The organism is Paenibacillus hexagrammi, from assembly GCF_021513275.1.
Taxonomy (GTDB): domain Bacteria; phylum Bacillota; class Bacilli; order Paenibacillales; family NBRC-103111; genus Paenibacillus_E; species Paenibacillus_E hexagrammi.
Genome location: NZ_CP090978.1, coordinates 4,338,019 through 4,359,910 on the forward strand (window position 1 = coordinate 4,338,019; position 21,892 = coordinate 4,359,910).

Annotated in this window: 17 protein-coding genes and 3 pseudogenes; 4 read left to right on the forward strand and 16 right to left on the reverse strand. The window is 47.6% G+C overall.

Features of this window, described 5'->3' with window-relative positions:
- The first annotated feature begins 142 nt into the window (after nucleotides 1–142).
- Entirely contained in the window at nucleotides 143–841 is a 699-nt protein-coding gene (locus L0M14_RS19525) for a YdeI/OmpD-associated family protein (RefSeq protein ID WP_235118275.1), read from the forward strand.
- Between the two features lie 103 nt (nucleotides 842–944).
- Here the strand turns inward: L0M14_RS19525 and lpdA are convergent, their stop codons facing one another.
- The 4 genes from lpdA to pdhA all read right to left on the reverse strand — a co-directional run bounded on the left by lpdA (nucleotide 945) and on the right by pdhA (nucleotide 5,886).
- Complete coding sequence (lpdA, locus tag L0M14_RS19530; protein ID WP_235118276.1) at nucleotides 945–2,360, reverse strand: dihydrolipoyl dehydrogenase; 1,416 nt, start codon at nucleotides 2,358–2,360, stop codon at nucleotides 945–947.
- Between the two features lie 4 nt (nucleotides 2,361–2,364).
- Nucleotides 2,365–3,687 carry a dihydrolipoamide acetyltransferase family protein gene (locus tag L0M14_RS19535; protein ID WP_235118277.1) on the reverse strand — a complete coding sequence of 441 codons (1,323 nt, stop codon included), beginning with the start codon at nucleotides 3,685–3,687 and terminating at the stop codon, nucleotides 2,365–2,367.
- Nucleotides 3,688–3,719: 32 nt separating this feature from the next.
- Nucleotides 3,720–4,700 (reverse strand): alpha-ketoacid dehydrogenase subunit beta, encoded by a 981-nt coding sequence (locus L0M14_RS19540; RefSeq protein ID WP_235118278.1) that lies wholly within the window; start codon nucleotides 4,698–4,700, stop codon nucleotides 3,720–3,722.
- Nucleotides 4,701–4,803: 103 nt separating this feature from the next.
- Nucleotides 4,804–5,886 carry a pyruvate dehydrogenase (acetyl-transferring) E1 component subunit alpha gene (pdhA, locus tag L0M14_RS19545; RefSeq protein ID WP_235118279.1) on the reverse strand — a complete coding sequence of 361 codons (1,083 nt, stop codon included), beginning with the start codon at nucleotides 5,884–5,886 and terminating at the stop codon, nucleotides 4,804–4,806.
- A 262-nt stretch (nucleotides 5,887–6,148) separates the two neighbouring features.
- Here pdhA and L0M14_RS19550 point away from each other — a divergent pair, with 262 nt between their 5' ends.
- Complete coding sequence (locus tag L0M14_RS19550) at nucleotides 6,149–6,877, forward strand: alpha/beta hydrolase (protein ID WP_235118280.1); 729 nt, start codon at nucleotides 6,149–6,151, stop codon at nucleotides 6,875–6,877.
- Between the two features lie 142 nt (nucleotides 6,878–7,019).
- Here the strand turns inward: L0M14_RS19550 and L0M14_RS19555 are convergent, their stop codons facing one another.
- The gene (locus L0M14_RS19555; RefSeq protein WP_235118281.1) at nucleotides 7,020–7,697 is read right to left on the reverse strand and encodes a lipoyl protein ligase domain-containing protein; all 678 of its coding nucleotides are present in this window, start codon (nucleotides 7,695–7,697) and stop codon (nucleotides 7,020–7,022) included.
- 300 nt (nucleotides 7,698–7,997) lie between these two features.
- Between L0M14_RS19555 and L0M14_RS32045 the strand changes: the two are divergent.
- Nucleotides 7,998–8,297, forward strand: a pseudogene (locus L0M14_RS32045) (LytS/YhcK type 5TM receptor domain-containing protein); the annotation flags it as partial.
- A 189-nt stretch (nucleotides 8,298–8,486) separates the two neighbouring features.
- Complete coding sequence (locus L0M14_RS19560; RefSeq protein WP_235118282.1) at nucleotides 8,487–9,206, forward strand: ATP-binding protein; 720 nt, start codon at nucleotides 8,487–8,489, stop codon at nucleotides 9,204–9,206.
- Here L0M14_RS19560 and L0M14_RS19565 read toward each other — a convergent pair.
- The 11 genes and pseudogenes from L0M14_RS19565 to alaS form a co-directional block, all read right to left on the reverse strand.
- Nucleotides 9,177–10,982, reverse strand: coding sequence for a peptidoglycan D,D-transpeptidase FtsI family protein (locus L0M14_RS19565; RefSeq protein WP_235118283.1), 1,806 nt, complete (start codon nucleotides 10,980–10,982; stop codon nucleotides 9,177–9,179). The two genes, L0M14_RS19560 and L0M14_RS19565, sit on opposite strands and share 30 nt — an antisense overlap.
- A 181-nt stretch (nucleotides 10,983–11,163) precedes the next feature.
- Nucleotides 11,164–12,465: a methyl-accepting chemotaxis protein gene (locus L0M14_RS19570; protein ID WP_235118284.1), complete on the reverse strand. Its 1,302-nt coding sequence runs from the start codon at nucleotides 12,463–12,465 to the stop codon at nucleotides 11,164–11,166.
- Nucleotides 12,399–13,388 carry a cache domain-containing protein gene (locus L0M14_RS19575; protein ID WP_235118285.1) on the reverse strand — a complete coding sequence of 330 codons (990 nt, stop codon included), beginning with the start codon at nucleotides 13,386–13,388 and terminating at the stop codon, nucleotides 12,399–12,401. The genes L0M14_RS19570 and L0M14_RS19575 overlap by 67 nt, the downstream gene beginning before the upstream one ends.
- 179 nt (nucleotides 13,389–13,567) lie before the next feature.
- Nucleotides 13,568–14,853 (reverse strand): annotated as a pseudogene (locus L0M14_RS19580) (peptidase U32 family protein).
- Between the two features lie 18 nt (nucleotides 14,854–14,871).
- Nucleotides 14,872–15,804 carry a peptidase U32 family protein gene (locus L0M14_RS19585; RefSeq protein ID WP_235118286.1) on the reverse strand — a complete coding sequence of 311 codons (933 nt, stop codon included), beginning with the start codon at nucleotides 15,802–15,804 and terminating at the stop codon, nucleotides 14,872–14,874.
- 46 nt (nucleotides 15,805–15,850) lie between these two features.
- Nucleotides 15,851–16,957 (reverse strand): endolytic transglycosylase MltG, encoded by a 1,107-nt coding sequence (gene mltG, locus L0M14_RS19590; protein WP_405030793.1) that lies wholly within the window; start codon nucleotides 16,955–16,957, stop codon nucleotides 15,851–15,853.
- Nucleotides 16,958–17,025: 68 nt separating this feature from the next.
- On the reverse strand, nucleotides 17,026–17,322 hold the full coding sequence (locus tag L0M14_RS19595; protein WP_235118287.1) for a DUF1292 domain-containing protein: 297 nt from the start codon (nucleotides 17,320–17,322) through the stop codon (nucleotides 17,026–17,028).
- Complete coding sequence (locus L0M14_RS19600) at nucleotides 17,319–17,627, reverse strand: DUF1292 domain-containing protein (protein ID WP_235118288.1); 309 nt, start codon at nucleotides 17,625–17,627, stop codon at nucleotides 17,319–17,321. Before L0M14_RS19600 ends, L0M14_RS19595 begins: the two co-directional genes overlap by 4 nt.
- Before the next feature lie 6 nt (nucleotides 17,628–17,633).
- Nucleotides 17,634–18,050: a Holliday junction resolvase RuvX gene (gene ruvX / locus L0M14_RS19605; RefSeq protein ID WP_235118289.1), complete on the reverse strand. Its 417-nt coding sequence runs from the start codon at nucleotides 18,048–18,050 to the stop codon at nucleotides 17,634–17,636.
- Nucleotides 18,051–18,067: 17 nt separating this feature from the next.
- Nucleotides 18,068–18,328 (reverse strand): IreB family regulatory phosphoprotein, encoded by a 261-nt coding sequence (locus L0M14_RS19610; protein WP_235118290.1) that lies wholly within the window; start codon nucleotides 18,326–18,328, stop codon nucleotides 18,068–18,070.
- Between the two features lie 156 nt (nucleotides 18,329–18,484).
- Nucleotides 18,485–21,113, reverse strand: a pseudogene (gene alaS / locus L0M14_RS19615) (alanine--tRNA ligase).
- Nucleotides 21,114–21,892: the final 779 nt, after the last annotated feature.

Consider the following 21,892-nt stretch of genomic DNA (forward strand, 5'->3'; position numbering starts at 1 on the left):
ATGAATAAAAGTTTAGGCTAAGAATCGATTCGATTCTACCCATTTACGAGCATTTACGAGCTCCGCAGTCGTTTTGACAAGATGTTCACTTCATCCTAGAATGATGTCAAACGAGTTTATTTGGAAATGAGGCATCCCTAGTATGAGCACTGAAATAATAAAAAAGCTGCGCTTGGCTGACCGCTCAAGAGCATTAATTCTGAATGCACCGGACGGGTATATCGATAATCTAAGACTTCTGATCGAGGATGTTCCGCTGACTAAGGAACAGCAAGGTAACGAAGGGTACGATTTCGTTCAGCTTTTCGTCAACAATATTGACGAGTGGAGCCAGTGGATCGGATCCGCGGCAAGAGCCGTTGTGCGAGACGGCCTCTTTTGGATCTGCTACCCCAAAGGAACCAGCAAAGTCAAGAGTGATCTGAATCGCGATATTCTATGGCAGCACATGTCACCTCATCATTTCACAGGCATATCCCTGGTATCCCTTGACGATACATGGTCAGCCATGCGGTTCCGCCCCAGCGATCTCGTACCGGCAGACAGCCGCGCTCGAGCGGAGCAGCGCCAAGCAGCACAGGGCAGCTCGGTATCTCAGAGCAAAAGCGCTGACAAAACTGTCACTGTTCCCGGCGATTTGGCCACCGCTTTTCAAGCGAATCCGGAAGCTGCCGCCTTCTACGAAGGGCTCGCATATTCCCATCGTAAGGAGTATGTCCGCTGGATTACGGATGCCAAAAGGGCTGAGACGCGGCAAGGACGGATCGAAAAAACGCTCGACAAGCTGTCGCGGGGCATAAAAAAATCCAACTATAAAAGAATAGCTGCAAACAGCAAGTAGAGAAACATGAAAAACATATCCATCAACGTGAAAAGTCCCGGAAGAGGCATCCTGCCAGTCTTCCGGGACTTTATTTGTAGATCTATATATAACCAGCCGGCTATTACTTGCCAAGCTGATGAATCGGATGTCCAAGTGCGCCTTCTGCTGCATCCATAACCATTTCAGTGAGTGTCGGATGGGCGTGGATCGTAAGCGCGATGTCTTCCAAGTTGGCCGCCATCTCGATTGCAAGCGCGAGCTCGCCGATCAAGTTAGAAGCTTCTGGACCTACCACCTGACCACCTAGCAGCAAGCCTGTTTCCTTGTCGCCAACCAGCTTTACAAAGCCTTGGCCTGCATTCAGGGAGTTTGCGCGGCCATTAGCGGCATAAGGGAATTTACCGATCGTAACGTTATAACCTTTTTCTTTTGCTTCTGTCTCATTCAAACCAACACTTGCAATTTCCGGATCGGAGAATACGACAGCTGGCATTGCTTTGTAATCAACAACGCTAGGCAGGCCGGCAATAGCTTCTGCCGCAACCTTTGCTTCATAAGAAGCTTTGTGCGCGAGAGCAAGACCCGGAACCACGTCGCCGATTGCGAAGATATGAGGAATGCTTGTGCGTCCTTGATTGTCAACTTCAATCAAACCGCGATCGGTCAGCTTCATGTTGATCAGATCCAGTCCAAGCTCTCCATCCGTATTCGGACGACGGCCGACAGTTACAAGTACGTAATCTGCAGTAATTTGCTTTTCTTCACCTTTAACCGTGAATGTAACTGTAACGTCATTTTCATTCTTCACACTGGATTGTGCCAATGCTTCTGTGTGAACTTCCACACCGATTTTTTCCAGGTTGCGGGCAACCAGCTTTGTCAGTTCTTTCTCAAAGCCAGGCAGCACGTGATCGGAGCCTTCAAGCACAGTTACTTTAGTGCCGAACTTGGCAAAGGTTTGACCCAGCTCGATACCGATGTAGCCGCCGCCGATAACAACCATGCTTTTTGGAATCTCAGGCAGGTTCAAAGCTTCGGTGGAAGAAATGATGCGGCCTCCATATGGGAATGCCTTTAGTTCAATTGGACGGGAGCCTGTCGCGATAATGCAGTTCTGGAACCGGTAGCGCGGAGCCTCCTGGTCGTTGAACACGCGAGCTTCGTTCTCGTTGATGAACATCACTTCGCCTTGGAACATTTGAATTTTGTTGCCCTTCAGCAGCGCGTTCACGCCGCCTGTTTGTTTCTTCACGATGCCGTTCTTCCACTCTTGCACTTTCGCGAAGTCAACTTTTACGTTGTCTACGGAAATCCCCATGCTGTCCGCATGCTGTGCGTGCTCATAAGTATGAGCGGCCGAGATCAGCGCTTTGGAAGGGATACAACCGCGGTTCAAACACACGCCGCCCCAATCCGATTTATCTACAATCAATACGCTTTTGCCGAGCTGTGCGGCGCGGATGGCAGCTACATAGCCGCCTGGACCCGCACCGATCACCAGCAAATCAATATCTAAAGAAGCGTCTCCTACTACCATGATGTTACACCTCCAAGACGAGAAGCTCAGGATCAGCCAAAAGCTGCTTGATATAGTTCAGGAAGCTTTGAGCTGTTGCTCCATCCACAATACGGTGGTCGAAGCTGAGGGAAAGCGCCATAACGTGAGCGGGAACGATCTCGCCGTTCTTCACAACAGGCTTCTCCGTGATACGTCCTGCACCCAGGATAGCAACCTCAGGGAAGTTGATAACTGGAGTAAAGAACATACCGCCAACGGAACCGATGTTAGTAATGGAGATTGTGCTGCCTTTCAGCTCGTTTGGAGCCAATTTACCGTCGCGTCCGCGTACAGCCAGATCCTTGATGGAAGCTGCAATGGACCACACGTTTTTGCGGTCAGCGTCATGAATAACCGGAACCAAAAGTCCGTTTTCTGTATCCGTTGCAATACCGATGTTGTAGTACTTTTTGTAGACGATCTCTTGCTTCTCTTCGTCGATCATGGCATTCATGACCGGGAATTGACGGCAAGCTGCTACCAGAGCCTTTACGATGAAAGGCAGGTAAGTCAATTTCACGCCTTTTTTCTCGGCGAGAGGCTTCGTACGCTCACGCAGAGCGACAAGAGCCGATACGTCGATTTCGTCCATCAGTGTCACGTGCGGAGCCGTGTACACGGATTTGACCATAGCGTTCGCGATGACCTTGCGGATTCCTTTGAAAGGAATGCGCTCTTCCACGCGATCGCCGACGACCACCTGCTGCGCTACTGGAGCAGGTGCCGCTGCGCCGGCTGTTGCAATCGCAGCTGGCTCTGCCGCTGCCGGAGCTGCGCTAGCGCCAGCTCCACCAAAGCCGAGCACGTCCTCGCGTGTCACGCGGCCGTGCTTGCCTGTCGGCGTTACCTCTGCGAGGTTAACGCCCTTCTCTCTTGCCAGCTTGCGCACGCTAGGCGTCGCAAGCACTTCACGTGCTGCGCCGCCGCTTGGCGCAGCGCTAGGTGCAGCAGCTACTGCAGGCGCTGCTGTTGGAGCCGCCGCTGCCGCCGCAGGGGCAGCGGGTGCACTGCTCGACGCGGCCGCAGGCGCGTCGTGGCCGTGGCTCGCAGATGCCGGTACTTCGCCGGCAACTTCGATGGTCATGACAAGTTCACCAACGGTGCAAACTTGGCCTTCTTTTACTTTCACATCTACGATTTTACCTTCTACCGGACAAGGCACTTCAACGACTGCTTTATCATTTTGAACTTCCATCAAAATGGATTCATCGGTTACAGTGTCGCCAGCTTTAACCAGCAGCTTGACGATTTCACCTTCATGTATGCCTTCACCAAGCTCAGGGAACTTGTATTCAAACAATGCCACGTGTACGACCTCCCAATTACGTTCGACTGTGATTAGAATTCGAGAACTTGATTGATGCCTGCGATCACACTTGCAGGGCTTGGCAGCCAAGCATCTTCAATTTGCGCAAACGGATAAACCGTATCCGGAGGAGCCACGCGCAGTACAGGTGCTTCCAGATGCAGAATCGCTTTTTCATTAATTTGAGCGATAACTTCAGCAGCAACGCCGGAAGTTTTTTGAGCTTCTTGAACAACAATCGCTCTGTTTGTTTTCTTAATGGAAGCAACGATCGTGTCAATATCGAGCGGCAGAAGTGTACGAAGATCGATAACTTCAACCTTCACGCCTTGTGTTTTCTCGATTTCTTCCGCTGCTTTCAAGGATGTATGAACCATCGCACCGTAAGTAATGATCGTTACGTCGGAACCTTCACGCACAACATTTGCCTTACCGATCTCTACGGTATAGTCGCCTTCCGGTACTTCTGCACGGAAGGAACGGTATAAATTCAAATGCTCCATGAAGAATACAGGGTCATTATCGCGGATTGCGGAAATCAAGAGTCCCTTAGCATCATATGGATTGGAAGGAACTACCACTTTAATACCTGGAGTTTGAACCAACAAGCCTTCAAGTGGATCCGTGTGAAGCTCAGCTGCTTTTACACCGCCGCCAAACGGCGTACGGAATACGATCGGAGCGTTGTAGCGTCCGCCGGAGCGGAAACGCATACGGGCAGCTTGTACGCAAATTTGGTCAAGAGCTTCATAGATGAAGCCAACGAATTGAATTTCGGCAATGGGACGGAAGCCTTGAACACCAAGACCTACCGCCAATCCGCCGATAGCGGACTCGGCAAGAGGCGTATCAAATACGCGCTCTTCGCCGAATTCTTTTTGCAAGCCTTCCGTAGCGCGGAATACCCCGCCCACGTGACCTACGTCTTCACCGAACAAAAGTACATTAGGATCTCTCTCTAATTCAACGCGCATCGCGTCTTTAATCGCTTGAATCATCGTCATTTGTGCCATGACTTTTCCGTTGCCTCCTAATAGTTTTCGTTAGAAAACCTGTATCGTAAGAATGCGTTTGGTTAATAGCGAATTACTGCTGTTACATGCTTAATGTCTTGCTTTATTTAAAAGCTTGCTTTTGCTCTTCAAGGTGATGAGGAGTCTTTTCAAACATGGAGTCAATCAGACCTGGAATGGTCATTTTTTCTGCTGCTTCCGCTTTCTTGATATGTTCAGCGACGGTAGCCTTCGCTTCTTCCTTCACGCGTGCTTCTTCCTCTTCGCTCCACAGACCCTTCTTGGTCAGGAACAGACGCATGCGGGTAAGCGGATCTTTAGGCTCCCAATCGGATTCTTCGTCTTTTGTACGATATTTCGTAGTATCGTCCGCCATGGAGTGAGGACGGTAGCGGTATGTCAGAGCTTCGATCAATGTAGCGCCTTCGCCTCTGCGCCCTCTTTCAGCTGCTTCAGTTACGGCTTGAACTACAGCAAGAACGTCCATTCCGTCTACTTGAACGCCTTTAATACCCGCAGCAATTGACTTGTGCGCCACGGAAGGAGCAGCGGTTTGCTTTGCATATGGAGTCGTAATGGCATACCCGTTGTTTTGTACAAAGTAAATGACAGGCAGCTTGAATGCTCCAGCAAAGTTCATACCTTCGTAGAAGTCGCCCTCCGAGCTTCCTCCATCACCTGTATAAGTAATCGCTACACGCTGTTCGCCGCGTTTTTTGAACGCCATCGCAACGCCTGTTGCGTGAAGAATTTGTGCGCCGATAATAATTTGCGGCATAAGTACGTGCACATCCTGCGGGATTTGACCGCCATGTTGATGTCCGCGGGAGTACAAGAACGCTTGATACATAGGTAGACCGTGCCATACGATTTGCGGCATATCACGATAGCCCGGGCAAATAAAATCATCTTTATTCAAAGCAAATTCGCTGCCGATCATCGAAGCTTCTTGCCCGGATACAGGAGCGTAGAAGCCAAGACGACCTTGACGTCCAAGATTTACAGCTCTTTCATCCCATACACGAGTGAATACCATTCTTCTCATTAATTCTCTTAATTGATCGTCACTCAATTTAGGCATTTTGTCAGGGTTGACAATCGTGCCGTCTGGAGCAAGAACCTGTAAAGGTTGAACTTTCTCTGTGGTCACTTCATAATTCGCTTGGCTGACAAGTGGCTTACTCATACCTTCTCACCTCATATATGATTTTAATGCCTGCTAGCTTGGTTTCTGTTATAGTATTATTATAAACCTGTTTTTGTGAATTGTACAACAGTTTCCTTTAGTTATCCGCTATTTTTCTTCTTTTCGAATAATACAGTTTAACAATAATTATAATACAGTTAACCAAATCTTCATAACTGCTATAATACACCTCTCCGAAATTTGCCCATTATTTCCCAAGTTTTAATCCGTCAACCACACATAGAAGGAGTGCCTGTTTGTTATGGAAGACTCAAGATATTACAAAAGAACTATCGTCAAGGACGAGATTGTGTCCACCCATCTAAGTGAAGCTCGCCCGCTCCGCATCTTCCTGCCACCCGGCTATAATGAATTATTATCGTATCCGGTTGTCTACTGTCAGGACGGCGAACAGTTTTTCAATTTTGGCCGAATTGCCACCACGTTAACCCGCTGTATTCTCGATGAAGGACTTGAGCCTGCCATCGTTGTTGGTGTAGACGTGGATGTCACGACCAGAACCTCCGAGTACGCTCCTGAAGGAGAACGACATGCTGCATATCTCCGTTTTTTTGCCGATGAGCTGATTCCATTTATCGAAGACCGCTATCCTGCACGCTCAGACCGAACGGAACGCATTCTCGCCGGCGACTCTCTGGGAGGGACCGTCTCTTTGCATCTTGCCTTAAATTATCGTAGCCTATTTTGCAGGGTTATATCCTTATCAGGCGCATTTTTCGACACAACCCGAGAACAACTTAGTAAGGAAACGGATCTATCATGGCTTGAGCTGTATATGTTAATTGGGCTGGATGAAACAGAAGTGACGACCGAACGGGGTACCTTTGATTTTGTCCATGAAAACAGGGCAACACGAGAGCTGCTGGAACAGAAAAAAACCGCGCTTCACTATATCGAGAAGCCCGGCAAGCATATTTGGGGATTCTGGCAGCAGGAGCTGGCTGATGCTCTGCATTATTTTCTAGCCTGAATTCCGTATCTGGATTTCATAACTCCAATCATATCTTTAACAAGCCCCTCGTCCGGGGCTTTTTCTAATTGTGCTTGGCTAATCATGAAGTGGCCTTCCGTCCTCAATACATCAACTAAACTTCGAACAAACTGCTCCGATGTTACAGGTTTACCGAGACACTCCTCAAGGCTCGCCATACTTTCCTGCGAAACTTCAGGATAATCCCCTTCCTTCGCTCCTCCTGCAGCTCTTTCGTAAAATCCCCTGGCAAGCAAGGCTTTCTCTTCCCCTTTTCCTTCAACAATGATGAAGGCTTGAACGGAAATGGCATGCTGCTGCCTTCGCTGCGCGATCCCGCAAAACTTTTACCGCCTACACTCAAATCAAATTCTCCGGGACAAAAAGATCCGATAATTTCACCCTGGTCGATCGCTTGAGACAAACTGCCCATAACCTTTCTCAGCAGACTAACCATCAGCTCGAAGTCCTTACGGTGCTCCATATCCCCGGCTGGCTTTGGCAAAATCAAGGACACATTTACCACGCCCAAGTCGAGCGGTACGGCGGCTCCTCCCGAATTGCGGACTGCTGTAACATACCCTTGGCTTTGGAGCCATTCAGCCGCGGCTGATGCTTGCGGTAATCGGCTGTCCCTAAGTCCCATTACAAATGCCCGGGGATGACGCCATATGTGAACTAACGGAGATGCTCCTTGCCCTACTGTCCGGCATAAAAGCTCCTCTAATGCAAAAGCAGTTAAGATATCCAATCGGTCGGTTATTCCGGACCTGTCCCAAATCATCGTATCCGGCGGCAATACATAGTCAACTGTCATCATCGCTGTCTCCTCGTTCAAGTCACGTTAGTCACGTTATTCTTGAATTGTAAGACATAACACCAGACTCTGCAATGAAGAAGGACTCATAGCGTCTACTCTTCAGAAGATTTTCGAATTTAATCAAAATAATGGAATTACCAAGGTAGGACTTTCTAACTTCACGCCGAAATACTACAAATATAACCAATTTTGTTATCATAAATTTTTTAGATAAGTAGGGAGTTACTTACATTGAATGCCATCGATAATTTGCTGCTCAATATATTGATATTAACAGTCCCCATTCTGTTGTATCACATCTTGATTATAGAGCACCCACGACCATACCATCCGCGGTGGAATAAACTGCTGATCATTCTGCTTTGTTCGTTAACAGAAATATTCTGCGTTTCCCACCCTGTCTTGATTTCTACAGAATACGTATTTGACCTTCGAATTATCCCTGTATTAGCTGCATTTCTATATAGTGGCATCACTTCGGGGTTTATCGTTTCTGCGATCATGATCACTTATAGGCTTATAAGCGGTCACCCTGACTTCCTCTGGATGGCTACCCTTCTTATTCTCTTAATTCCATTTACGATTTTATTTATGTCTATCAGCAATTGGAAGCTCCGGACTCCTAAGGTCATGTTTCCGAGTTTGCTTGCCTTCGTTAGTGCCCTAACTTACTTTTGCATCCAGTTCACTCACCACATCCTGCACAATAAATCTGTCGACTCATTGTTTTTTATATATGGCCTTCTATCGTGTATCATTCACACGTTCATCATGTGGGTCTTAACCTGTTTGATTGAAAAGCTCAAGGAAAACGTCGCGATCCGCAGAGAGCTCCATCGGACAGAAAAGCTTGCCGTCCTAAGCGAATTAGCCGCATCTGTCGCCCATGAAATTCGAAATCCGATGACCGTTGCACGAGGCTTCATGCAGGTACTTAATCAGGCTCAAGTTTCTGAATCTAAAAAGCAGATCTATACGGCAATGGTCATTGAAGAGATTGACCGTGCGCAAAGCATCATCAACGACTATCTTTCATTCGCCAAGCCTCAAGCTGAAACGCTGGAAAGCATCGATATTTCATCTTTGATACAAAAGTTGATGAATCTCATCTCTCCCTATGCGTCACTCAGGGACGTTCAAATCAAGGTTCAGTTCGAGCCTGGCCTGTGGATTCACGGCCATCTTGAAAAGATGATTCAATGTCTAGTCAATATTACGAAAAACGGGATCGAAGCCATGCCAAAAGGAGGAACTCTGCAATTAAGAGGGTATCGGCAGAACGGACGCGTTATTCTGGAAATCCACGATGACGGCGTCGGCATGACTCACGAGCAGATCGATCAGTTAGGCACACCTTTCTATTCAACCAAGCATAAGGGAACTGGTCTGGGTATGATGGTGTCCTATCGAATCATCAAAAATCTCAGCGGCGAGATCTCCGTCACCAGCCAGTTGAACAAAGGCACCTGCTTTAAGATCTCACTTCCTGCTGTTGTCATCCGCAGCTAGAATATCCATCACACCTTTGAAAAGCGGAATGGACTTGGTACTCGCAGAGGGGTCCACATTTTCTACAACAACCGATACGGCATATTTCGGATTCTCTACAGGGCCGTAACCGACAAACCATTGATTGATTTTTTCCTGCTTGCCAATCTCCACTTGCGCAGTACCCGATTTGCCTGCCAAATGCCAAGCAGCTTTTTGCAAGCCTGTACCTGTCCCTTCTGTTACTACATCTCTCATCCAGCTCAAGAGCTTACGGCTTGTTTTCGCCGAGATGCTTCCCTCTTCTGTATCTAGCTGATGCACCGGAAAATCTTCCATCACACGGTCCGTACTGTAGCGAATGGATTGCACAATTCTAGGAGACAAGCTCTTCCCGTTGTGAAGCAGGGTGACCACCATATTAGAGGCCTGGAGTGGGGTGACACGAACATCACGCTGTCCAATCGCCGTCTGCATCAGTACCCCCTCATCATGAATAGGAGTTCTGGCATCAAATAGATGACCCGCTTCCTCCTGGTCGAATTGCTTGAGCTTTTCCGGTGTTCCCGCCTTACCTTCCCACCCATTATCGATAAGCAAGCCTAATTTGCTCGCGTATTTCTCCAGTTGTTCGACAGTAAGCCGCTGCATAACCTTGGCAAAAACAATATTGCAGGACTCTGCGTAGCCCTCCTCGAGCGTCAGGGGGCCGTGCCCCTCCTTCCTCCAGCAAGTAAACCCGTATTTGCCTAAGGCACCTTCACAGTCAAACGTCTCATGCTCATCTACCACCCCTTCCTCCAACGCGGCAGCGGCAACCACCGTTTTGAAAATAGAACCAGGCGCAATCGCCTTAAGCGCATGATTACTCCAGCTACTACTGGATAGATCAACCTGCAGAGGGTTAAAATCAGGTCGGCTTGCCATAGCGATGACATCCCCTTGCTCAACATCCTGGACAACAACCGCTCCTTCTTTGATATGCATGCTGTCCATGAAAGCCTCAATCTGATCCTGTATGGATTTATCCAATGTTGTCACGAGCTTCACGGGATAGTATGGGTTGTCTGGTGCTATCAGCCGGGCATCCAGTCCGGATAAAGGCCTTTTGCCTCCATCTGTAAAATAGGAGATAGAAGTTTCTCCGATACCGCGAAGCCAATAGTCGAAAGATTTCTCAAGTCCGGATTCTCCAAGCTTGCTGTTCAACTGCAGCTTGCCGCTAGCAAGATCAATGGCATATTCAGCTTCGATGCGTTCAGGGTTCTGTGCCGTATAACCAATTAACTGCTTAGCCGTCATATTACCCGGATAGCGGTTCTCCCTGTCTACGATTTTCAAGTATGGAAGACTCAGAGCTGTAAGCTGCTGCTCCATCTGTTTGGTTAACCGAAACGGAACGGAGGAAGATGGGCTCCAAAACTGAGGCTCCTTGAGCGATTTCATGTAGCTCACCCATGTATTTGGTTGTATGCCTAATAGTTTCGCAAGCTGTGCAATCTGCGCTATATTCCCCCATGAATTCTGATCAATCGGAAAAACAACCAAAGCCCGCTGCGGCGCCCCGGTAAAGGATTCCATATTTCTGTCATAGATCTCTCCGCGCCCACTGTCCAATACAAGTGCTCGCTGCCTCTGAATGACGGAATTCTTAACAAGGTTAACATCACGTGATGTATAGCTTTCTGAAGCAGCAACCTGAATCCAAAACAACTTGGCATACATCATCAAGATTGCTGCGATAATTAGCAGCAGACTCAGGAATACTCTGCGTTTCTCACGAGCAGACAAGTTCATACACTCATCCCCTTCCCAATCGTTACCATGCTACCAGTATGTTCAATTCCCTATGCTGTCAAACTTCGTCGTGTTATGTAAGCTTAGGTCTCGACAGGACCGGCAAGTTCATTGCCTTTCAAACAAAAAAAGATGTCCTGTCGTCATAATATGACTTCAGGACATCTTCGTTATCTATTGGTTATTCTATTTCAAACTTGGAAAGAGATTCGTTCAAAGTCTTCGATAGCTGATCCAGCTTCTCGGACAATTTGACCAAGCCTTCGCTGATACCCAGCTGCTCAGAGCTCAAGGAAGCCACTTCCTCGGATGTTGCCAGTGACTCTTCTGCAACTGCACTGACATTCGTCATCGCATCAGAGAGAACAACCTGGGATTGCTCTAGCGAGCTGATGGAGTCGCTAACCGCGCTAAGCTGGCCGATAAAGCCGCCCATGTGATTAGTTACTTGCTTAAAGATCAGGTCAGCTTCTTTCACTGCTTGAATCTGTTCTTGGAAAATCGGTGTTGCCTCGGAAAGAGCCTTGACCGTTTCGTCAATTTCCGTTTGGATCGTCTCTGTTGTTTGACCTACAATATCAATCGATTGACGGGATTGATCGGCCAGCTTGCGAATTTCATCGGCAACGACCATGAAACCTTTACCGGCAGCACCTGCACGTGCAGCTTCGATTGTAGCGTTCAACGAGAGAATATTCGTTTGTTTCGTAAGATTGTTCAAAACTTCCAAGATCTTACGGATTGAACGAGTGCTGTCTTTGAGTCGGTCTACTTTGTTAACCATGGAGCGAATCATTTCTTCAGTCAGGTTTGTTTTGCCAATGAGTTCGGTCATATATCTGGTTCCTTGCTCACTTGAGCTCTGAACATCAGCTGCTGCCGTACCCATCTCCAGATTCGCTTCAATCACTTGTTTCATCTGCTCACCGATATGGTGCGTTAACTCATTGCCTCGTTCGGATTCAGTAGCAAGCCCACCAGCCCCGTTGGAGATCTCATCCGTTGCTACTGCAATCTCACGGGCTGCCGTTGCTGTAACTTTCGATGAATTAGAAAGCTCAGTTGCTGTTTCAAACACCTGCTGTGCTGAAGAGCTGGTCTGTTGAACGAGCGCTGTGATCTGCTGCATCATCAAATCGAAGCTTGCGCCTAATTGTCCGATTTCATCTTGAGACTTGTAGTTCGCTCTTACAGTGAGCTTACCCTGTGCGCCCTGCTGCATCAAATTACGAAGATTAATCAGCGGTCTTCCGATCATTCTGGCTACAAACAATCCAATTAAAATTGCTACGATACCAGAGATTATTGCAATGATAATCGTTACATTAAAGATGCTCTTCGCTTCTTTAACAAGCGTACTAACTGGGATATCACCTACCAAATACCAACCGGATACTTGAGAGTGGTAATAAGCAATCATATGATCGTCTTTATTCGTAAAGGAGCCTTTTTCCACAGCCTGCTGCTCCGAAGAAAGCTGCATAGGAGAATCTTCTCCCATTCCCTTGTTATCTGCTGTTGCAATGAACTTATTGGAGGAGTTGATGAGCACCACACTGCTTCCCTCCCAAGAGAGATGCCGCTAACTTCTTTACTAAGCAATTCTGTGCTTAATTCCAATACAAGTATACCAGATGTAGAATTGGTCAACGTATTACGCATAACTCTGCCGACTGCGAACGTGTTAGATGAATTGGAGGAATAGCCAGTTGTCTTACTGTCCAACCAAACAACTTTGCCGTTGGCATCCATGATTTTCTTAAACCAGTCTTGTTCATCCACATTACCTGCTAATGTACTGCCGCCAGCTCCTGAAATAATGATTAAAGTGCCATCCGGACGGTACATATGCAGCGATTTAATCGATTTATTCGAGAAAATTACTGTATTCAGCTTATCTGACAGCTGTCTAGTCAGATCCAAGTACTCATAAGATCCCTTATCCAGACCCGTTTGCTTATCAAGCAAATCCTGAATATCTTTGTTCAGCATAATTTGCAAGGTCGTATCATCAAATGTTGAGAATAAAAAGTCCATTTTTTGACCTGCTTGCGTAATCGTCTGTACGCTAGAGTCCGAAACTTTGTTCTTAATGACACCTTTAGAGATTGAGTAGGAAACCAAGCCCACAGCCAAAACACCAATCAAGATACTGAAAAAGAACATGAAAAAGAGCTTCATTCCTACAGATTTCACTGGATTTTCCAGCTTCATCTGCCTCATTTCCTTCCAAGCAGCAGAACTGACATTTTTCGACTTTTCACCAAGCTTCATTTCCTTGATGACTCCATTAATCTTGGAATCCTTACTGAACCATCGACCCCACTTTACTTTACGAATGACGTTTAAACAGGACTTTCCCAGTTTCGCTAAAGTTGAAGTGATCTTCTCAAGTCCACTCTTCATTCTTTTCACCACCATTAGTTTCTGTCTATCTTGGGTAACATCGCCAAAATTTGAAAAGGGTTTCACTCTTTGTCTCTTAGTATTTTCGACACCATTTAACATTTTCCTTTAATTCACGATCAAAAAAATAAAAAGAAGTCTTCTCCAAGTCTTAAGACCTAGAGCAGACTTCTTTCATCCTATTTTCCAGTCTTCTTGCGCATCATATCCCACTTCTTGACTGGCTGCTCCGTTTGTATCTTCACGATCTGCAGCGGGTGCCTTGCAGCATCAAGATGCTGTCCATTCTCATCGTAGATAGCTCCCACCGTTTGTTTAAAGTGAGTGCCGTCAGGTCCAAAAATTCGATTTCCTGGCCTGTCTTGAAATGATTCCGTTGTTGAATCACAGCCATACCCGTCTGGGTATCGTAGTCCATAACCAAACCGACAAAGTCAAAGCCTATCGCTTTATCTTCGGGTTCATAGATATGATCCTCAGGACCGGGCGCCTCATAGAAGAAACCATTGTTCAGCGGTCTATTCGCCGCTTTGTGAATCTCGTCAACCCACAAAGGATTCAGCCTGTAACCTTCCGGATCGGCAAAATAAGCATCGATCGCTTGTCTATAGGCATTTACAACCGTAGCTACGTAATGAATACTCTTCATCCGTCCTTCAATTTTGAAGCTATCTACGCCTGATTCAATCATGTCAGGGATATGTTCAATCATGCTCAAATCCTTGGAGCCCATTGTAAATGCGTCGTCATCTTCAACAAACAGCGGCAGGTCCGTGGCCAGCGGCTCACCGGATATCTGCTCTTTGGCAAATAGATCATACTTCCAGCGGCAGGATTGCGAACAGCCGCCCCGGTTGGAGTCACGGTCTGTGAAATGATTCGACAGCACACATCTGCCAGAATACGAGCTGCACATGGCACCGTGAATGAATGCCTCAATTTCCACATCGACATGCTTCTTGATCTCATCAATTTCCATCATGCTTGCTTCCCGGGCTAGGACTACCCGCTCAATGCCCTGCTCTTTCCAGAACTTCACCGTCTGCCAATTCATCGTAGACTGTTGTGTGCTTACATGTACCTCAAGCTTAGGGGCTACTCTTCTACATGTCTGCATAATGATTGGATCCGCTGCAATGATCGCGGCAATCCCTACATCCTGAAGCCCTCTTAAGTACTCTTCCAGCCCCTCAATATCCTCATTATGGGCATAGATGTTCGTAGCAACAAAAACCTTTGCCCCATAGGCATCGGCAAACTGTACGGCTTCTCGCATTTCTTCAAGTGTGAAATTATCTGCATTGGAACGGAGGCCATATTTCTGTCCGCCGATATAGACGGCATCCGCTCCGTAATGGATCGCAAACTTCAGCTTCTCCAGACTGCCTGCGGGGGCCAGTAATTCCGGTTTGTCCAGTCGAACTCTCTTCCCACGTGCTCTTACTTCTACAGCAGTTTTGCTCATGATGCTACCCTTCTTTCCTCAATAAACCTGTTCTTTATAAAAGAAGCCGTAAGACAACTCTCGATCCGGATTCTGGAGTCTTCGAATCTCATCCAGCCACTCGTCCTGGAATTCGAAAGTATCCGGGCTTTCCGTGTACCTATCGATGACCATTCGATATTTCTTCACTACTTCCTCGTTATAGGCTAACGGTTTAAGCAGTCCATCGATCTTCAAGCTGTCCACACCACCGTCGATAAGCTCCGGCAAGTTTTCCAGCATACAAATATCTTCCGAGCTCATGATATGGGTACCATTGATATCCTCATAAACAGGATAACGCTGGTCGCGGCGCTCATGCTCAATGAGGAATAGGCCTCTTTCTTTCGAACGATCTTCTATGACGGCATGATCTCGTCCCTGATGCTTCATATAATTTTTGACCAATTCACGTTTGGAGTGGTAGATATTCGTGATGCCATGCACCTGTACCTCCACCTCGAGATCGGTATGCTGTTTACACTCCAGCACCTGCTCCATGTTCAGCTCTCTGGCCAGTACGACCCTCGAAGCTCCCTGCGAGCCCCAATAATTCGCTGTGGCGTAATTGGTGGAGGTCATTTCGGCATTCCAATGCAGCTTAATTGTCTTACCCAGGCTTCTCACAATCATGAGTACAGCCGGATCTCCGAAGACGAGCGCATCGACACCGATAAGGTGTAATTGTTCGATATAAGCCGTCAAGCCGTCCAATGTATCGTTATCGAAAATATTATTGACTGCTGCATAAACCTTGGCGCCGCGTGCATGCGCCCACTCTACCGCTACCTGCATATCGGAAAGCCCGATATTCCCCGGCAGCCTCAGACCATATTTCTCTTCCCCCACTAGGACTGCATCAGCCCCAGCATCAATCAATCTTTTGGTTTCTTCCAATGATCCGCAGCTCACAATTAACTCCGGTTTTTTCATTCCATTACCCTTCTTTCCAGCATCGCTAAAGCATCAATTGTATAGGTCAATTCGCCATTTTCTTACTTGCTTCTATATTTTTCTTATGCTGTTCATAGGTTTCAGCAAATAGATGTCCTTGGGAGCCGTCCTTCTTCGTAACATAAAACAAATATTTGGTATCCTCTGGATACAGTGCTGCCTTGATTGATGCCAGACTAGGGCTTGCAATCGGTCCCGGCGGCAGGCCTGGATGCAAATACGTATTATAAGGGCTTTGTATCTGCAGATCTTTTTCCAATAGCCGTTCTTTCGGCTTGTCCAACAAATACTGGACCGTTGCATCAATTTGGAGCGGCATATTTTGATTCAACCTGTTCGTAATGACACCAGAGACCAGCGCTCTTTCCTCATCCACCACCACTTCGCGTTCAATCAGTGATGCGATCGTTAACATCTGATGCATGGTCAAATGGCGTGAGGTAAGCTTCTCTTTCCAATCGGAAGGAAGGGAGCTCAGCTTCTTATCCAGCTCTTGAAGCGATCGTTCGATAAACTCTTGCTCCGTGGTCCCTTTTTTAAACTCATAGGTTTCCGGAAACAGGTATCCCTCCAAGCGATGCTTGATCTCCGGATTGTCTGGCAGAGAGGATACTGCCTCCGATTGGAATTCCCCCGGCTTGTCCACTTCTGCAAGAAAGGCTTCCGTGCTCCAGCCCGGCTGGGTACCCAGCTTTTCCGCGATTTGCTGAATCGTATATCCTTCGGGAATGGTGATACGGATCATTTCTTCCTTCACAACATCACCTTTATTCAGCTTGTCAATAATCTGATCGATCGTTATGCCGGGCTTCATACTATACTCTCCTGCTTGGAACCTGGAGCCTTCTTTCTTGTACTTCAAGTAATAGGTAAACATGAATGAGTTCTTGATAATCCCGGTCGACTCCAATAAGCCTGCGATCTGCTTCGAGCCCGCTCCTTGCGGTATGACAATCCGAACCTCTTGTTCGGATGTCGGAAGCGGCTTCAGGGCGCTTGTTATATACAAGCCGGTTCCCACTGCGCCTCCTATCAGCAAAATGAGAAGCAGTCCTATCAGGAGAAGCATCAGCTTCCATTTCTTACGTTTGGGTGCTTCAAGCTCATTACTTTCATCTAACCATTGTTCCACGTCCGACCTCCCCGCCAGTATACAAACAACAAAAAAGAGCGGATGCACTCCGCTCAGGTGTAGTCATGTTACATGTCATCCTTTAACGGGAACATCATCTCATCATAAAGCTCAGAGACGGTCTCCCATTCATCATCGTCCTCGATCGTTTCCAGTTCATACTGCTCATCTGCACCTGGAACGACTCGGAAGATGGCGATTTCATCGTCCTTCTTCAGCTCGTCGGATTGCAGAACCGCATATGTAACATTGTCATGAACGAATTCTTTAAGAAGATGAAAAACTGTCGACTCGTCTTGCTCATCGAACAAAATGATATCATTCCCATATGCATTGCGCAACACGGATGTAGGCGTTACACTCATGCTTCATCGTCCTCTTCAAATTCAGCCATCAACGTGTTGAACGTTTCTTCAACAACATTCCACTCTTCTTCGTCCTCGATCGTGAAGAGCTTCAAGTCTTCGCCGTCTTCATCTTCTTCGTAACGGAACGCATAGACTTCTTCAGTCTCTTCTTCACTGCCGTCGAGCGGAACGACCATCATATACTTCTTGTCGGAACCGTCCACTTCGAATTTCATGATGACTTCGAACTCTTCCTCGTTGCCTTCGTCATCCGGGATAAAAATAATTTCCGGCTCTTCTTCACGTAATTCTTCTTTGGACATGTTCGTTCACCTCTTCATATTAGCATCCATATACCCTTGCAGGATCAAGGCAGCGGCCATTTTATCAATAACCTGCTTCCTTTTCTTACGGCTGACATCAGCTTCAAGCAGCGTTCTTGTCGCCGCAACCGTTGTCAGCCTTTCATCCCACAAGTGTACAGGTAGATTTAGTCTGTGCTGTAATTCCTCAGAAAATGCGATGGCAATTTCACCACGCGGTCCAATCGTATTATTCATATTTTTCGGTAATCCGACGACAACTTCGGTGACGTTATATTGACTGACAATAGCCGACAAGCGTTCCATATCTTGTTCGGGCTTGCGGCGGTTAATGACCTCAAGTCCTTGGGCCGTCCAGCCAAGCTCATCACTTAGCGCTACTCCGATTGTTTTGTCCCCGTAATCCAAGCCCATCCATCTCATGCCGGTCCTCAATTCCTCTATTTATGCTGGCCTAGATAAGAGCGTACCAATTCTTCAATCAATTCATCCCGCTCCCGTTTGCGAATCAAGCTGCGAGCATTGTTGTGACGAGGAATGTACGCCGGGTCTCCAGAAAGTAAGTAACCGACAATCTGATTGATCGGATTATACCCCTTTTCCTGAAGAGCATCGTAAACCGCTAGTAGCACTTCTCTCGGTGAAGTCTCGATTTCCTCAGCCTTGACATTGAACTTCATTGTTTTATCCATGGAACTCATCAGGAGCACCCCACTTTCCGAATTGCTGCCATTGTAAAATTTTACATAATTTTAGCTGTATATTGTGATATATTCTCTGCCGACTTAAAAATTCCTGTCCGGTTGAAAAATATTTGTTAAGGACAATTATTTCAGGCAGCCAGCAGAGACGATTTATTAAGCAAATTGTGAAATAAGCTCATTCACTTTGGCAAGTGCAGCCTGAAGCTTGGAGGCATCTTTTCCTCCGGCTTGCGCCATATCGGGACGACCGCCGCCGCTTCCCCCTACTTGCGCTGCAACCTCTTTGATGATCTTACCGGCATGGAAGCCTTTGGCAACAAGATCAGGCGTGACGGCCGCAACAAGATTCACTTTATCTTCCGCAGCTGCGCCTAGCTACGATCACAGCAGATCCAAGCTTTGTTTTCATCTCATCGACGATGTTTCGCAGAGAATCCATATCTGCCGCATTGACCTGCGCTGCCAAGACATTAACCCCAGCCACTTGCTTGACTTGATCTGTCAGCGAACCTGCTTCGATGCGTCCAAGCTTGGCGCGAAGCGATTCATTTTCACGGGAAAGCTCCTTCATCTGCGCCTGCAGACCATCCAAACGCTTCGGAACGTCTTGAATGTTGGACTTGAGGATGCCAGCGGCTTCCTTCAACAATTGAAGCTGCTGATCCAGATACTCGTACGCGCTGCGTCCTGTAACCGCCTCGATCCGACGAACACCTGAACCGATACCGGACTCGCTTACGATTTTGAACAGGCCGATTTGTCCTGTATTCTGCACGTGACAGCCGCCGCAAAGCTCCAAGCTGTAATCGCCAACCTGCACGACACGAACGATGTCACCGTATTTTTCACCAAAGAGAGCCATGGCTCCCATAGCTTTGGCTTCTGCAATTGGCTTCAAGGAAATATCTACCGGAGTGCTGTTCCAGATCTGCTGATTCACACGCTGCTCTACATCCTGCAGTTCCTCGGCGCTAATGCTGCCGAAATGGGAGAAGTCGAAACGCAAACGCTCCGGCTCAACGAGAGAGCCCGCCTGGTTCACATGCCCGCCGAGCACTTCTTTCAGTGCTTTGTGCAGCAGGTGAGTCGCCGTATGATTCTTGATCGTATCAGCACGCTCTGCTCCGGTAACTATGGCATCAACCGCGTCCCCTTTACGGAGAACGCCGGATTCTACGACAACCGTATGAACATGCTGCCCATGTGGTGCTTTGGTAACTCCTTGTACCTGAAGGGTTACTTGTCCGTTACGAATGACACCTGTGTCATTCACTTGTCCGCCGCTTTCCGCATAAAACGGTGTGCGATCCAGAATGACCTGGCAGGTCTCGCCGACCCCAACAATATCAACAAATTCATTCTCATGCACGATGGCAATGACGTTAGCAGCAACTACCAAATCATTATAACCAACAAATTCGCTTTTAACCGTAAAGTCAGCCAGCGGACCGCCTTGGACCTTCATTCCCGCTTCCTCATGACGGGCTGCTCTTGCACGATCGCGCTGCTCCTGCATAGCCGCATCAAAGCCCTCGCGGTCAACGGTCATCCCCTTCTCCGCTGCGAAGTCTTCCGTTAAATCGAACGGGAAGCCGTACGTATCGTAGAGTTTAAAAGCGTCAGGACCGCTGATGACCGTGCCCCCGGCTTGACGTGACTTCTCAACCATCTCAGCCAGAATGTTCAGTCCGTCGCTGAGCGTCTCATGGAATCGCTCTTCTTCGGTGCGGATGACCTTGACAATGAAATCACGCTTGTCTACGATCTCCGGATAGTACACGCCCATGATATCGCCAACCGTTTGCACTAAAGTGTGCAGAAATGGCTTATCCATACCAAGTACCTTGCCGTAACGGACTGCACGGCGCAGCAATCGGCGAATGACATAACCGCGTCCCTCATTGGACGGCAGTACGCCGTCACCAACCGAGAAGGTAACCGTACGGATATGGTCGGCAATGACCTTCAGTGCAACATCGTACTCTTCGTTCGTGTGGTACGTAACGCCAGCAATCTCACAGGTTTTCTCGATAATCGGCAAGAACAGGTCGGTATCGAAATTCGAATCGACGTCCTGCAGAATGGATGCAAAACGCTCCAGACCTGCCCCTGTATCGATATTTTTATTAGGAAGCGGTGTATAGCTGCCGTCCTTATTATGATTGAATTGCGTGAATACGAGGTTCCATACTTCCAGGAAGCGCTCATTCTCTCCGCCCGGCCAGCACTCTGGATCCGACAGATCCCCGTACTTATCTCCACGATCGTAGAAAATTTCTGTGCAAGGTCCGCAAGGCCCCTCCCCGATATCCCAGAAATTATCTTCCTTCAGTTTATAAATGCGCTCGGCAGGAATGCCGATTTGCTTATTCCAAATCTCAAACGCTTCTTCATCATCTTCATGCACCGTAACAGAAATACGGTTCGGATCGAAGCCGATCCACTCCGGACCCGTCAAAAATTCCCAAGCCCATGGAATAACTTCCTTCTTAAAGTAATCTCCAATGGAGAAATTGCCCAGCATCTCAAAGAACGTGTGATGGCGGCGAGTCTTGCCGACATTCTCAATGTCATTCGTGCGGATACACTTCTGTGCATTCGTAATTCGCGGATTTTCTGGAATCTCGCGGCCGTCCAGGTACGGCTTTAGCGGCGCAATCCCTGCGTTGATCCACAGCAGCGAAGGATCGTTGTGCGGAACAAGCGATGCGCTCGGCTCAATCTTATGGCCTTTACTTGCAAAAAACTGCAACCATTTGGAACGTATTTCACTAGCTTTCATGGTTCTTCTGCCTCCATATTTATGATTGAATGAGTTCGACAGGTCCGCGCAGTTGGACTGAATCGAACATCTTTTCGCGCCTAACGTATAAGCGTGTCTCTAGAAGCCAGAATAGCTGGCTTCCAATGACGAAAGCGCTCCCCCCACGAACCCCTGTTCAAACGTGCCAACGCTCACTCATCAGACAATCGCTCGTGGTCCAGAGGGCGAAACCCCTGGGGCCCTCCTGTAAGGAGGGTTTGGGAGGTGAATAAAAAATAATCGCCCCTGTCAAAAACAGGGACGAATCATCGCGGTACCACCCTGGTTATTTAGCCACGCTGCCCACTTGCCGCGGTTATGACCAAATCTCCTTGTATGAACGGTAACGGGTTCAACCGGCGGGTTTCATCCGCACTCCGGAACGAGCGCTCAGCCATTCTTGCATCGAAAGGTTCTTTCAGCCGACAGCACATGCAGCGCATGTATGCGGAACCTTCTCTCTGGCGACGGGCTATGACTGACTAAAGTTCCATCAACGATTTCCAACTCATAGATAGGGAAATTATAACTTTATGGAATAGCACTGTCAATATGAGCAATGAGGACAGACTCATGTTGTGTGACTGCAAGCCTGCCAATAAAATTTTAGCGTAAGCGCCATTTCACTGTTGACTCTGATTCACCATCCATATATAATCAAATCAATGATAATGATTTTCATTATCGAACCATTTGATGCAAGATTTTTTCTGTGGCACCTTTGAAAGTCATTCGATTCGAACCGCCACTCAACCCAT